Annotated in this window: 11 protein-coding genes and 2 pseudogenes; 4 read left to right on the forward strand and 9 right to left on the reverse strand. The window is 69.1% G+C overall.

All coding sequences use genetic code 11. The features are described from left to right. Positions 1–310: 310 nt before the first annotated feature. On the forward strand, positions 311–922 hold the full coding sequence (locus C6N31_RS39665; protein WP_198359420.1) for a hypothetical protein: 612 nt from the start codon (positions 311–313) through the stop codon (positions 920–922). Positions 923–1,029: 107 nt separating this feature from the next. Here the strand turns inward: C6N31_RS39665 and C6N31_RS47080 are convergent. From C6N31_RS47080 to C6N31_RS39685, 5 genes and pseudogenes are all read right to left on the reverse strand, one after another. After that, a pseudogene (locus C6N31_RS47080) lies at positions 1,030–1,149 on the reverse strand (IS982 family transposase); the annotation flags it as partial. A 126-nt stretch (positions 1,150–1,275) separates the two neighbouring features. Further along, positions 1,276–2,202 carry a hypothetical protein gene (locus C6N31_RS39670; protein WP_198359421.1) on the reverse strand — a complete coding sequence of 309 codons (927 nt, stop codon included), beginning with the start codon at positions 2,200–2,202 and terminating at the stop codon, positions 1,276–1,278. A 1,077-nt stretch (positions 2,203–3,279) separates the two neighbouring features. Continuing rightward, positions 3,280–4,035 (reverse strand): hypothetical protein, encoded by a 756-nt coding sequence (locus C6N31_RS39675; RefSeq protein ID WP_198359422.1) that lies wholly within the window; start codon positions 4,033–4,035, stop codon positions 3,280–3,282. Next, positions 4,032–4,295 (reverse strand): DUF6213 family protein, encoded by a 264-nt coding sequence (locus C6N31_RS39680; RefSeq protein ID WP_269288863.1) that lies wholly within the window; start codon positions 4,293–4,295, stop codon positions 4,032–4,034. The genes C6N31_RS39675 and C6N31_RS39680 overlap by 4 nt, the downstream gene beginning before the upstream one ends. Next, positions 4,292–5,632, reverse strand: a complete 1,341-nt coding sequence (locus C6N31_RS39685; protein WP_198359423.1) for a hypothetical protein — start codon at positions 5,630–5,632, stop codon at positions 4,292–4,294. Before C6N31_RS39685 ends, C6N31_RS39680 begins: the two co-directional genes overlap by 4 nt. A 60-nt stretch (positions 5,633–5,692) precedes the next feature. On the opposite strand from C6N31_RS39685, the gene C6N31_RS39690 reads away from it, so the two are divergent. Both C6N31_RS39690 and C6N31_RS39695 read left to right on the forward strand, forming a co-directional pair. Beyond that, positions 5,693–8,380, forward strand: a complete 2,688-nt coding sequence (locus C6N31_RS39690; RefSeq protein WP_307811591.1) for a tyrosine-type recombinase/integrase — start codon at positions 5,693–5,695, stop codon at positions 8,378–8,380. Positions 8,381–8,384: 4 nt separating this feature from the next. Then, positions 8,385–8,864, forward strand: a complete 480-nt coding sequence (locus C6N31_RS39695; RefSeq protein ID WP_198359424.1) for a hypothetical protein — start codon at positions 8,385–8,387, stop codon at positions 8,862–8,864. A gap of 55 nt (positions 8,865–8,919) precedes the next feature. Here the strand turns inward: C6N31_RS39695 and C6N31_RS39700 are convergent, their stop codons facing one another. Both C6N31_RS39700 and C6N31_RS39705 read right to left on the reverse strand, forming a co-directional pair. Continuing rightward, on the reverse strand, positions 8,920–9,888 hold the full coding sequence (locus C6N31_RS39700; protein WP_198359430.1) for a hypothetical protein: 969 nt from the start codon (positions 9,886–9,888) through the stop codon (positions 8,920–8,922). Positions 9,889–10,331: 443 nt separating this feature from the next. Then, complete coding sequence (locus C6N31_RS39705; RefSeq protein ID WP_198359425.1) at positions 10,332–11,282, reverse strand: alpha/beta fold hydrolase; 951 nt, start codon at positions 11,280–11,282, stop codon at positions 10,332–10,334. Between the two features lie 139 nt (positions 11,283–11,421). On the opposite strand from C6N31_RS39705, the gene C6N31_RS39710 reads away from it, so the two are divergent. Further along, positions 11,422–12,045 carry a TetR/AcrR family transcriptional regulator gene (locus tag C6N31_RS39710; protein WP_198359426.1) on the forward strand — a complete coding sequence of 208 codons (624 nt, stop codon included), beginning with the start codon at positions 11,422–11,424 and terminating at the stop codon, positions 12,043–12,045. Positions 12,046–12,103: 58 nt separating this feature from the next. On the opposite strand, the pseudogene C6N31_RS46275 reads toward C6N31_RS39710, so the two are convergent. Together C6N31_RS46275 and C6N31_RS44670 are read right to left on the reverse strand one after the other, a co-directional pair. Further along, positions 12,104–12,274: pseudogene (locus C6N31_RS46275) on the reverse strand (abortive infection family protein); the annotation flags it as partial. An 18-nt stretch (positions 12,275–12,292) separates the two neighbouring features. Then, on the reverse strand, positions 12,293–12,640 hold a 348-nt coding region (locus tag C6N31_RS44670), incomplete at its 5' end, for a hypothetical protein (RefSeq protein ID WP_232486220.1).

Below are 12,640 nucleotides of genomic sequence, written 5' to 3' on the forward strand. Positions count from 1 at the left end.
TCGAGGAACCGGTCTCCTTCGGGGCCGTGCGCGGGCTGGCCCGCATCATGCATCGCGGCAACCCGAACGAGAGGGCAGTTCCGTCGGGGGGTATCCCCAGGTGGGCAAGGAACTGAGGAAACGGTTCGGCAGGAGATCGTGCCGGCCTTGCGTGCCCCCAACGTAGAGATTTGAGGCCGAAGTTCCACGCATCTGCCTATTTCTAGACATTTGATCATCAAGTGGCACGCGAGAGAGGTCATTGCGGCCTACGGTGCACGTGTGCCGGTCGGGGAGTATCCCCGAGCGCACAAACCGAAAGGCGTACCTCATGCGCACCACCGTTGTAGCTCGGACCTTCCTGATCAGCGCGATCGCCGTGGCCGGCCTCGCTTCCCCCACCCTGGCGTCCGCGTCGGCCCCCTCCGGGGGCAGCTCCCTAACCTCCGTCAGCCTGGGCGCCCTCGGTGTCCCCGGTGGTAACGGGGCCAACGGCGTGGGGAGCAACAACGGCCTCGGGGGCCTGGGCGGTACCGGGGGCGCGGCCGGTGCGAACGGCGACGGTGGTGTCGGTGGTGACGGTGGCAACGGCGACGGCCTGGGAAGCACCGGCGGGGCAGGCGGCGCGGGAGGCGCGGGAGGATCCAACGGCAACGGCGGCGCGGGAGGCGCGGGAGGTGCTGCCAACCAGGGCGGCACCGGCGGCAAGGGCGGTGTCGGCGGCGTAGGTGATGCCGGTACCGGCATCACCGGCGGCCAGGGCGGGCAGGGCGGCGCGTCCACCGCCGGCGGCACCCACACCGGCGGCATCGGCGGCGCCGGCGGCGCGGCAAGCCCGGTGTGTCCCGGCCAGCCCGGCGGCAACGGCACCCCCGCCACCCTGACCGCGGACGGCATCGCCGGTTCCACCGGAGCTGCCGGACACACCACCCTCCCCTGCTGAACAATCGGACCCGTTAATCGGCAAAGGCCCCCGGAGGATGCCTTCACCAGGCGTCTTCCGGGGGCCCACCGGCCGAGTGAAGTCGCGGCCTACACAGCTCCTGTCGCGATCAGCCGGTACCCGGGCCAGGCAGCCACCAGGTCCGGTCCGGTGACAAGCAACCCCAGGCAGACCTCGCGTTCGCCGGCCTCCGCGCCAGTCAGGGCAAAGGCGATCGGCAACGCTCTGCAAGGGCCTTCACCGAAAGTCGGTTCACGGACCCTCAGTGACGGGGGTCAGGGTGCGGCGCGTCCCGGGAGGTCAGCAGGTGACCTTGCGGTGTGATGGGGTGGGGCGCCTGGTGGGCGGGCGGGTCACGGTGTTCCGTTGGCGCCGCTCGCGCAGGGGCTGCCGGAGCCGAAGGTTCCGCCGGTTCCCCCGGTGCCGCCGTGGAAGAGTGTGCCTCCGGTGGCGTTGCCGCCGGCGCCGCCGATACCGCAGGTGCCATCGGCGCTGGCACCCGACTTGACGCCGCCGTTGCCGCCGATACCACCGTTGCCGCCGGCGTTGGCGATGCCTCCGGAACTCACACCGCCGGCTCCGCCGATGCCTGCCGCGCCGCCCGGGTAAGCACCGCCGGAGCTGCCGTTGCCGCCGTTTCCGGCATTGCCGCCCTTGCCGCCGTTACCGGAGGCGTTGATGCCGCCGGCGCCGCCGTTGCCGCCCATGCCGCCGCCGTGGCCGATGCCGCCGTTGCCCGCGTTGCCGCCCGCACCACCGGTGGATCCACCGACGCCACCCAGGCCACCCTTACCGCCGGCTCCGGCGTTGGCCCCGGAGTTCCCGCCGGCGCCACCGGTGCCGCCCGCGGCGGCCCGGGTGCCCGCACCGCCGGCACCGCCCGCGCCGCCCGCACCGTTGAGGCCGCCGGTGGCACCGGTCCCGCCGTTACCGCCCGCCGCACCATCGGGGCCGCCATTGCCACCGACAGCACCCGCGCCGCCCGAGCCGCCGCCCAGACCGAGGCCGCCGTTGCCACCCGCACCCCCGACCCCGCCCAGGACACCGTTGCCGCCCGGGCCACCCGCACCACCGGCGCAGTCCCCGGTCCCGGTCGCAGCGCCACCCGCGGTCCCGGGAAAGCCGGCGGGATGCAGGGCGGTGCCGTTGGCACCCGCGACGCCCGCGGTGCCCGCGGTGCAGGCCAGGGCCGAGGCCCCGGCAGGAGCACCGAGGAAGAGTGCAGCCCCGGCGAAGAGAGTCGGGAGGGCGAGGAGAGCGGTGGTCTGTTTCCTGTTCACAGGGTTCCTCTGGCTCAGGTGAAGCGAGGGTCGATCCGAAGCACGAAATCAGGTTGGCACGGAACCGAGAAAGGAATCATTTCCCTCGAACAGTTTTCCGTGCCGCATGCCATCAGGCAGCCCGAGAGATTCTGTGCTACTTCCATACGACACGCCTGTCCAGATATTCGTAATGGGATAACGAGTGCAATCTTCATCGATATTCACCCGGCAGCGCGGTACCTCACCTGCGGTAGAAAAACTCCGTCGGATTTAGGCGTTTAGCCAATATTCATTGATTCAACCGACGAATATCGACGCAAAGTCGCCACTTCTGAAAATTCTTGATGGCCTAGGCGCCGAGCTGCGGTTTCTGGCAAATTTCGGCAGCCGAAAGACACTTCCGGCCATCCGAAACCCCAGGCGCGACGGGGCCCCTCGCACAGCATCGGGGCAGGTAGGACCGGGTGACGACGACACATTTCCTCGGCTGCCCGTCTCCCCATGGCTTGAACCGAGGTGACCGAATGCACGAGGTTTCGGCATATGCGGCCCCCGCGTTTGACGGGCAACTGTAGCCCTCATGCATCCCATACGCAATCACACCGGAAAATACCGGGGAGGGCGAGGACAGGATCATCACCACCGGCGGCAAGGAGCAGAACAAAATACTTTATAGATTGCAGCCGCTGCCACCCCCGAACATTCAAAACAGGCGCCGACCGTGAGGGCACAGGAACGGCGTGCTTCCACGGCCGCCAAGGGCGCAGCAGACGCATCACGGCCACCGCGCTGCGCGGTCCTCATCCTGAGAAGAACCGACATCGCACCCGCGTGGGAAGGCGGCCGGTGTCGACGGCGGGAAACCGCACGCGCCGGCACCGGGCGGAAGTACTGTGAAGTGCCCCGCTGGCATTCCAGCGGGAGAGCGGCCTACGTGCTGCGACCCCGGCGCCCCATCCCCCCAGGCGCCGGGGCATCCCAGCCAGGTGCGAGCGTCGACCACTCTCTTCCTGCCTCGGATCACAGGGTGCGACAGCGTTTCAGGGGCGCCTCGGAGCTCCCCAACCTGCGAGGGGCCGGGGGCCTGCCCCAGCGTCAGCTGGGCTTCCAGCCGCGGACTTCGATGTGGGTGATCTGTGCGTCGGGTTGCAGGCGGCCGGTCTCGACCAGCCAGCCGCGTACCGCGGCCGCGACGTCGCCGCCGGCCGCGTCGACCTTGTCCTTCCATTCCGCCGCGTCGAACCCACCGGCACCTTGTCCGGCCCCGGGGCTGGCTCCGTAGGCGCGTTCCTCGGTGCCGTCGTTGCGCTGCACTACCCCGCGGCGCAGGCCCGGGGAGTCGATGCGGGAACCTGCTGAGTGGGTGAAGGCGCCCTTCTTCGCGCGCACCGTGAACGCGAGCTTCCCGCCCTCGGCGGCCGCGGTGTTCGCCACGACCGGGCGCAGGCGGGAAGCGCCGGAGGCGATGTGTTGGCGGGCGGCGCGGGCCATGGCCGACTTGCCGGGGGTGCCGACGATGTCCTTGGTACGCACCCGCGCCCGGTGCGGCTTGGTCTCGCCCGGCTTGGCCTTGAGCAGCCGCCGCTTCACGTTGGGAGCGGCGATCCGCTTGAGGTCGGCGACGTCGGACGCGCCGCCGGCCTGGACCTCCTGAACGACGTCGCGCAGCGCGGCGACGAACGCGGCGCCCTTGTCCTTGGTGAAGAACTGGCTGACCAGGCTGGAGTTGCGGCCGATGATGTCGCCGACCTGCTTTCTGGTGTAGCCGGCGGCCAGCAGCTCGTTGGTCAAGCGTGCGGCTTCGTTCAGCTGGGGGGCGGCCGGGCCGCCGCGGCGGCGTCGGGGCGTCATTGCGGTCCTTCCGTCAGACGGGTGTGGTGGCCGATGCACTGCACGTCGATCTGATCCGCCAGTTCGTCCAAGGACGCCGCGAGGATCCCCACCGTCTCGCCGTCCAGGTCCGCCATGACGCCGGCCTCGACCCACTCGGACCAGTCGGCGCCGATGCGGCGCAGGAAGGAACTCACCGCGTGGGCGGGTGCGTACAACTGGCCGTCATCGTCCCGGATCAGCGGCAGCACCACCGCGTCCCGGTCCTCATCGCTACTCACCGGGTGGCCTCCTGCATCTCGGCCAGTGCCTCGCGGCCGATCGCCTGATGGGACAGCAGCTCATCCTCCGACCGGGGGGCGGCCAGCTCCCACGGGATGTGGCCCTTGCGCAGGTAGTCGCCGGGGTTGCCGTGGTACGGCCAGGCGACGTCGGCGGTGGTGTAGATCGCGTCGGTACGGAAGGCGACGACCGTGCGGGCGGGCAGGTGCAGGGCGCCGACCGACACGTCGTCCTCGCGCATGCGGGTCGACAGCAGGGCGGCGCGGGCCCCGGACCAGACGCCGGCGGACCATTCGGGGTGCGCGTTGGGGTCGCGGGAGAAGCCGCTGTTCTTCTGCCACACGATGGTGTCGTCGTCGATGCCGATGATCTGCGCGCCGTCCGGGGCGTCCTGCCCGACCGGCACGGTGCCGGTCACGATCCGCGGGCGCTGCGCGAAGCCGCCGATGCCGTAGAGCAGGATGCTGCGCACGCCGCGCGAGGCGAGGCGGGCGGCTTCGCGGCCGCGTTCGTCGCCGTGCAGCTCGGCCTTGGACTGCAGCAGCGACCACGCGTCCTTCAGCTTCTTGGACCATGCCTTGAGCGGGTCGCCGGACTGCCAGACCAGGCCGTCCAGGATCTCGATCCGCCACGGGGCGATCGGGTTGTTCAGCGCCACGTTCAGCTCCGCGCCGCCCGCCCACGTCACGAACGTGCGCCCGCCCTGGGACGGGTACTCCCACGCCCGATCGCCTGCGGCCGGCGCCGGGAGGATCCCGACGTGCTCCCAGCCGTCCGGGACGGTGACCCGCACCTGCCAGTGCGACGGCGCGTACAACGCGTTCGTCTTCTCCTTGTCCGACATCGCCGCGAACGCGGCCGGGGTGATGCGGCGCGGTGCGCCGACGCCGGAGGCCCAGGTGTGCTTGGCGTAGGCGAAGGTGCGGTCGAGCTCGACCAGGCGCGGCAGCTGCTCCGGCACGCCCGGGGGCAGGATCAGCTCGGTGCGGCCCTGCCCGGCGGTCGCGTGCATGAGGCCGCGGATCTCCTCCGACATCACCGGGTACCCGTCGGCCCACTTCGCACCCGTCTTCGCCGGGATGGTGCGGGTCCACAGGTCACGGCCGGTCTGCGACGGCGAGCCCATCAGCGTCACGTCCGACCAGTGGATTTTCAGCGCCTTCCACAACTCCACGAACGCGTCGCGCACCGTGGCGGGGTCGGCGTCGCCGACCTCGAACCACTCCCCCACACTGCGGATCTCGGTGTGCTGGTCGCCGCGCTGCCACCGGCCGACGGGGTTGCGCGGGTGCACCAGGTGCCCGGCCATCCGGTCCTTGCCGCGCGAGGCCTCCACCGTCCAGCCCTCCCCGGGCGGGGCGTTCAGCCAGGCCGCGACCGCGTCGCGCAGGAACGGGTGCCGGGCGGCATCGGCGTGCCACGGGTCACCTGCGGTGTCCCGCGCGCCTACGCCGCCCTCCTGGACCGTGCGGAGCAGATCGCCGCTCAGTGCGCCGAACAGGCCGCCCGGTGCAGCCGCTGCAACACCACCGGGGACGTCTGGAAGTGGCGCACGTCCAGCAGCAGCGGCTACACCACCTTGTGCCCCGCCTGCGCCGCCTGCGTCGCCCGCCCCTACCAGGACCACCTGCGCGGCCGGCTGTACGCGTCGCTGCTGAAGAACGCGCAGCCGCAGGCGTTCTTGTGCCGGCTGTGTCCCGGCCCGCGGCAGGCCGCGTACTGGGACCACTGCCACACGCACGGATTCGTGCGCGGCCCGCCGCGTCCCCAAGGCGATCTGACCCGCGCCTCCGTCGAGGACATCGCGCAGACGGTGCGCACGACCTGGCCGACGAAGTCGGCCGACAACCGATGGAACCGGAGCCGCGGCGCCCGGGACCTCCTGGAGCACCTGAGCCAGTTCCCGGGCGAGACCTGGCAGGAGCGGTGGGAGGCCAGCGGGTTCAACCAGGGCGGCAACCCCGTTTCGGTACTGAGATCGGCTCCCAGAGAGAGAAGCCAGATCGGCACCGGCGCTGCCTGCCTGATGTGTCTGCGGATCATCCAGCCCTCACTGGAGGCATTCCGGTCGAACACCTTCCTCTACTACGGGCAGCGCTTCCTCGCCGCCCAGAACGACCCGCTATTGGAGAAGTTTTGGGCTGAGACCCAGGCCACGCCGGTGAACCCGATTCACCACGGGACCGCGCTGTTCGACATCGCGGTCGCCCTCACCACGCAGGGCATCGCCCTGGCCGATCTGACCCCCGAGGCATTCCTGCACTACGCATGGGAGTGCCGCCGCCAGGGGCTGGTCCTGGGGGCTCGCGGAGCCGGCAGCCGGTTCCCCGGGCACCTGGCCTGGCAAGTGCTCTACACGATGGGCCACTTCCCGTCCCATGGGCCGGCGACGCTGAAGGCGGCCCTGCTCAACGGGCGGTCGACGGTCGAAGAACTAGTCGACCGCTACAAGATCCGCAATACCGGGGTCCGCCACCTGCTTGTCGCCTACCTGGAACGACGCAAGCCCGAACTGGACTACTCGACGCTGGACAACCTGTCACGCCACCTGGCCAGCAACTTCTGGGCGACCGTCGAACAACTTGCCCCCAACCAGACCGGCCTGCGCATCGACGGCGAGCTCTACCAGCGGTGGCGGGACCGGGTCGCGATTCGCGTGGACGGCAAAGGGCGGCGCGACTTCGACCCCATCCTGCGGGCAGTCCGCGCCTTCTACGCCGATCTGCAGGCGTGGGCAGCGGCGGAGCCCGAGCAGTGGGCGATCTGGGTGGCACCCTGTCCGGTCTCGGACGCCGAGGTCCGCGGTTACGGGGTCCGCAAACGACGCGTCAAGGAACGCATGGACGACCGCACCAGGCAACGGCAACCGCTGTTGAACACACTCCTGGAACACCTGGAGAACCGGTACGGCCACCTCCGTGACCTGCTCGCGCAGGCTGCGGAAATGCCCGGTGGGCAGACCGTCACGCTGGAAGGCCGCACCTATCAGCGCCTGTGGAGCCGGGTGGATGAACGCCGCGTCCGGCTCGGAGGGCTGGCGAACGTCCGCGTCCTCGATCTGGGGAGCGGCAAGAACATCAACGTCACGCATGCCGAGGACGCCGCCTTCTGGGAGTGGGCGATCGTTGAGGTCCTGCGGCACTCAGGCGTGCGCATCGAGGAGGCCCTGGAACTCACCCATCTCAGCATCCGGCAGTATCAACGGCCCAACGGCGAGGTCATCGCCTTGCTGGTGGTCGCTCCCTCGAAGAGCGACCGGGAACGCGTCATCCCGATGTCCGCCGAGTTGTTCGCCGTCATCGCGGCCATCGTCCGCCGCCACACCACCGGCGGCCAGACCATCCCGCTGTTGCCTCGTTACGACCCGAAGGAACGTCAGAGCAGTGCGCCCATGCCGTTCTTGTTCCAGCGCAAGATCGGCACGAAGCACGAGGTCATGTCGGACACCACCGTGGTGAACATGCTGAAGCGCCACTGCGTCGAGCTCGGCGAACAGCACCCCGGCTTCCTTGCGACCAGTTTCACCCCGCACGATTTTCGCCGGCTCCTGGCCACTGAACTGATCAACAGCGGGCTCCCCATCCACATCGGAGCAGCCCTACTCGGGCATTTGGATCTTCAAACAACTCGTGGCTACGTCGCCGTGTTCAACGAGGACGTCGTCCGGCACTACCAGGGATTCCTCGACCGGCGCCGCCAGGCCAGGCCAACCGACGAGTACCGGCCGGTCACCGCACCCGAATGGCTCGGCTTCGAGGAGCACTTCGACCAGCGCAAAGTCGAACTGGGAGGATGCGCCCGCCCCTACTCGACACCTTGCCAGCATGAGCACGCCTGCCTGAGATGTCCCATGATCAACATTAATCCAAAGATGCTGCCCCGCCTCGACGAGATCGAGGTCGACCTTCTGGCCCGCCGGGCCCGGGCCGAAGCAGAGGAGTGGCTCGGTGAGATCGAAGGGATTGACCTCACCCTGTCCTTCCTGCGGCAGAAGCGAAACCAGACCCGTCGGCTCACCAGGGTCGCGCCGGTCGACCTCGGCATACCCGGCATCGCGCCGCGATCAGCGGCCAGGCGAGAATGAGGGGATGTATTGCCTGCAGGCGGTCATCGCCACCGAATCCGTGCTCCGAGAGTTGGTCGGTTCCACGGCTGGGGCGTGCATCGTTCCTCTCGGCCAGCACCTCTGGCTCCTGCCGATGACCGACGCGCTGTTCGATGCGGTCACGGTCGCTGGAGCATCCGAACTCGACGGGTTCTGGAAGGCACCGGCGGGCCTTGATCGCCTGCTGGCCACGTGCTCGGAGACAGGACCGGTGGCCTACATCGAGGCCGACCACTTCGGCGGGGCAGGAACCCAGACCGCCCAGGTCTGGAATGCAGGCCAGGTAGCCCTTGGCCCATTGCGCCTGGCCGAAGGGGGGCCGTCGCCGACGACCGGCACTCCTATCTCTCAGGCGCTGCGGTGGCTCGGGGCCGCAAAGGGCGATCACGTCGACGAGTTCGCCGCAGTCGGCCTCGGCCGCCATCGCGACACAGGCGACTGGCTTTTACCCAGAAACCGGTGAAGGCCCGTCGGGCCGACCACTTGACTTGGTGCAGAGAAGCCGTCAAACGCCCTGGCTAGGCGAGCACCCACTGGGGCGGGTGTCCGGGGTCGGCCGGGCAGGTGAAAACGTGCAGGTCCCGGTCCCGGCCGAAGCGGAGCCGAGTGGGTTGGGCAACGGATTGACCACCCCGGATCGACGCCTTCCCGCTCAGGGTCGGGTCACGGTCCTCCAGTGGCACCCAGCTGTGCGAGCCGGCGTCCATCTCGTAGCCCTCGGCCGTCAGCAGCAGCCGCATGGGGGTTGCGCAGGACGCGCAGCCGATGGCCATCGGGCCCGTTGACGCCCAGCTGGGGAAGCCACCGACGCGCCAGCCGGGCGGGATCGACAGGTCGTACTGGTAGCTGGGGGCGTTGGGGCCGTGTTCCACTACCTGGGTGTCGTCCCACGCGTCGATGCGCGCGATCAACGAGGCGGGCAGCGTGTCGTCCTCCGCCCAGGGGTAGGTGTCCACCTCCTCCGGGTGCAGGACGCAGGGCTGGGGCAGTTCGTGCTCCCATCGAAGCAGGGGCAGGTGGGGCGGATCAGCGAGGAAGGGTTCCGCTTGCTCGGTTTGCCCAGCCAGTCGCCACCGCAGGTGGTAGCGGCGCTCCAGGTGCGGGCCGTGGGTGAAGGGGCAGCGGAAGAGCTGCACCAGGTCCGCGTTGTCGGGTCCGCAGGCAAGGCCCGGGATGTCACGGTGGAAGAACTGGGCCAGCCCCACGAAGGGCACCGGACCGTCCAGTCCAGGAGTTACTGCGGGGGGCCATGGCCGGCTCGGCGGCCAGGCCCCTGCGGCCCGGGCGCTGCGGATCTCCTCCGGTGCGTAACCCTCGCTCTCGCGCTGGTGCGGCTCATGGCAGAGCGGCCAGGGTTCGCTGTCCGGCCACAGCATCGGCCCGCCGACGTGACTGTCGTGCATGCCGGGCTGCCCCGGTCTAGGGTGCAACCGGGTTGTCCGAGCTCGGTAGTGGGCCAGCTCCGGGAACACGACCTCCACGGACACCGGTCTGGCCGGCGTGGTCCTCGTCATGCGCAGACCGTACGCGGTCGGGCAAACGACGGGCGAGCGGATTGCCGCCGTCCCTAATCCCTGCCGCCTCGGGCCTGGCGGTCCAGGAACTCGATCACTCGCGATTCCGAGCGTAGGAGCCGCTCGCGCTGCTCAGGAGGAAGAGAGGCGAGGAGGTCGACAAGAACTTGCTGCCGCGGAACGTAGAGCATGTTGCCGGAGTAGACCCTGCAGCAGGAACACCAAGCGAGCCCGATGCAGCGCTCGAACATGGAGGACTCGGGCGGATGGAAGCGATACTGGCTGACGCCGACTGACGTTCGGCTTCCTCAAGCCACGACAGATACCAGCGCGCGAAGGTCATCGACGCACCATTGCCGTCGAGCAGCGGTTATGCGTTGTTGGACGGTCCGCGTGGGCCTCGGCTGCTTGCCCGTCTATGCGCACGTGGCGCCCCGAGTCCCTGCCGGGTCGAGGGAGTCGACGTCCTCCATGAAGGACAGCATCCGGGCGTTGACCACGTCCGGGTGGTCGATCTGCGGGCCGTGCCCGGTCGCGGTGATGATCTCGGCGCGGGCCCCGGGTATCAGGCGCGGTACGCGCTCCAGCTGCCGCTTCGGGTGCACGAGCAGGCTGTGCCTGCCCATGATCAAGTACAGCGGGGTCCGGATGGACCGCAGCGCTTCCTCGGCAAGCGGCAGGGGTGCGGGGCGGCGGATTCGGTACGCGCGGGCGCCGAGCTGGATCCACTTGCGCATCTCGGGGATGGCGATGACCGGCTGGTCCAGCCACTTGGCGAGCCGGGGGCGCAGGGCCTTGGGGGCGAAGGTGGCGAACAGGCTGATGAAGACCCAGGCGAAGAAGCGCAGGCCGACTTTCTCCAGGCCGCCGGGGTCGAGGGCGGTGACGGAGACAAGTCGTTCGGAGCGGCGGTGCGCCTGGTTGAGGACGAGCCAGCCGCCGTAGGAGGAGCCGACAAGGTGGACCTTGTCGAGGCCGAGCGCGTCGAGGGCTTCGTCCATCCACTGGGCAGCGCGCTCGGGTTGCCACATGGGCTCGCGGTGGACACTGCGATTGGCGTCGCCCGGGGTGTCGAGCGCGTAGACGGGGCGGTCGAGGCTGAGCCCGGGGGTGTTGGGGTACCACATGGCGGAGCTGTACCCGGCGCCGTGGATCAGGACGATCGGCGTTCGGGACTCGGCCTTGGGTTCGGTGGGACCGTAGCGGTAGACGTGGGTAGTGCCGAAGCTCGTCTCCACGTCCGTCTCGGAACGGGCGGGTGCTCCCATCGCGTAGAGCACGTCCGCGGCGGCGAAATAGCGGTCGCGCAGCTCGTCACTCACGTAGCGGCCGACGTCACGTCGCACTCGGGTCGCGTTCTTGGGCACGGGGCACCTCCAGGAAGATCTGTTCTTCGTGATACGAACGTACCACGTTCTTGATACGGCGGTACCATGGAAATGTCGGACCGAGCCGGCCTGCAAGCCCCTGAACCACCCACTCCACCCACTGCCGGAGACAGCACTGATGCCAAAGCGCGTGGACCACGAGGAACGGCGCACCCAGATCGCCGAAGCGCTCATCCAAGTCGCGGGGCGGCGAGGGCTGCACGCCGTCGGCATGCGCGACGTCGCAGCCGAGGCCGGCGTATCCCTCCGACTCGTGCAGTACTACTTCGAGACCAAGGAGAAGCTGCTCTTCTACGGCCTCAAGCACCTCACCGACCGCTTCACCACGCGTGTGAGCGCCCGCCTGGCCGCCGCCGGCCCAGACCCGGGCCCGCGCGCCACGGTGGAAGCACTACTGCTGGCCTCCCTGCCAACCGACGACGAGAGCCGCACTTTCCACCTGCTGTACAGCTCCTACGCGATCCTCTCCGTCACCGACAAGGCACTGGCCGCCCAGCCCTTCATCGACAACCCCGACGCTGCCGAAAACGCCCTGACCGGACTGCTCCAGCAGGCGCAGGAGACCGCCCTGGCCGATCCAGCCGTCGATGCACGTACGGAAGCAATCAGCCTGCTCGCCACGACTGCCACGATGGGCACCAGCATCCTCGTCGGCCAACGGACGTCAGAGTCGGCCATCGCGGTAATCCACCATCACCTCAACCGGATCTTCACCAACAACCACACCACGCCCCCCACATAACCCCGACGGCAACACCGGACTCCACCCAGCGGGCAGAACAGCCTTCAAAAACAACCACTTATGGAGAGCGAGGTGTGAGTGTGCCTCGCTCGATCCGGTCTTGCCAGGTGTCGAGCACAAATTCCGTCACAGTCACGGTGCTGTTCAACGCCAGCCGGGCATGCCGGGCCAGTGCCGGGCTGGGTGCGGTGCGTCCGTGGCCGAGTCCGAGCTGGTTGCGAAGCTCAGCTAGGCCGTGTCCGGCCGATCATTCGTCTGTGATGGAACGTGTGATGTCGCCCAGGTCTTGGCATCTGCGGCGCCACCACGGCCAGGCACGTGGAGCATGAGGGTTGGGCAGGGTGCGTGCCAGGAAGTCGGCGTCGGCATCTTTGACGATCGACGCGATTTCCCGTGCTGCTCGTCTGTCGAAAGCGCCGATGGCTCGCTCTATCAGTAGTCGGTCATCCCAGATGTCGTAGCCGGGCAGGTGTGGCTCAGGCAGGTAGAGAGGCCATCCTGGACGGCGTACGAACGCTTGCCAGCAGTGGACGGCGTCTTCTAGCTGCCGGATGGGTAGGCCGCGTTCGGCTTCGAAACTGGCCGCCTGACGAAG

It is taken from the genome of Streptomyces fildesensis, assembly GCF_016107395.1.
Taxonomy (GTDB): domain Bacteria; phylum Actinomycetota; class Actinomycetes; order Streptomycetales; family Streptomycetaceae; genus Actinacidiphila; species Actinacidiphila fildesensis.

Excerpts from the sequence above, each read along its gene's own strand:
- C6N31_RS39710 (WP_198359426.1), top strand. The coding sequence starts at position 11,422 with ATGCCAAAGCGCGTGGACCACGAGGAACGGCGCACCCAGATCGCCGAA.
- C6N31_RS39675 (WP_198359422.1), bottom strand. The coding sequence starts at position 4,035 with ATGACGCCCCGACGCCGCCGCGGCGGCCCGGCCGCCCCCCAGCTGAAC.
- C6N31_RS39695 (WP_198359424.1), top strand. The coding sequence starts at position 8,385 with ATGTATTGCCTGCAGGCGGTCATCGCCACCGAATCCGTGCTCCGAGAG.
- C6N31_RS39665 (WP_198359420.1), top strand. The coding sequence starts at position 311 with ATGCGCACCACCGTTGTAGCTCGGACCTTCCTGATCAGCGCGATCGCC.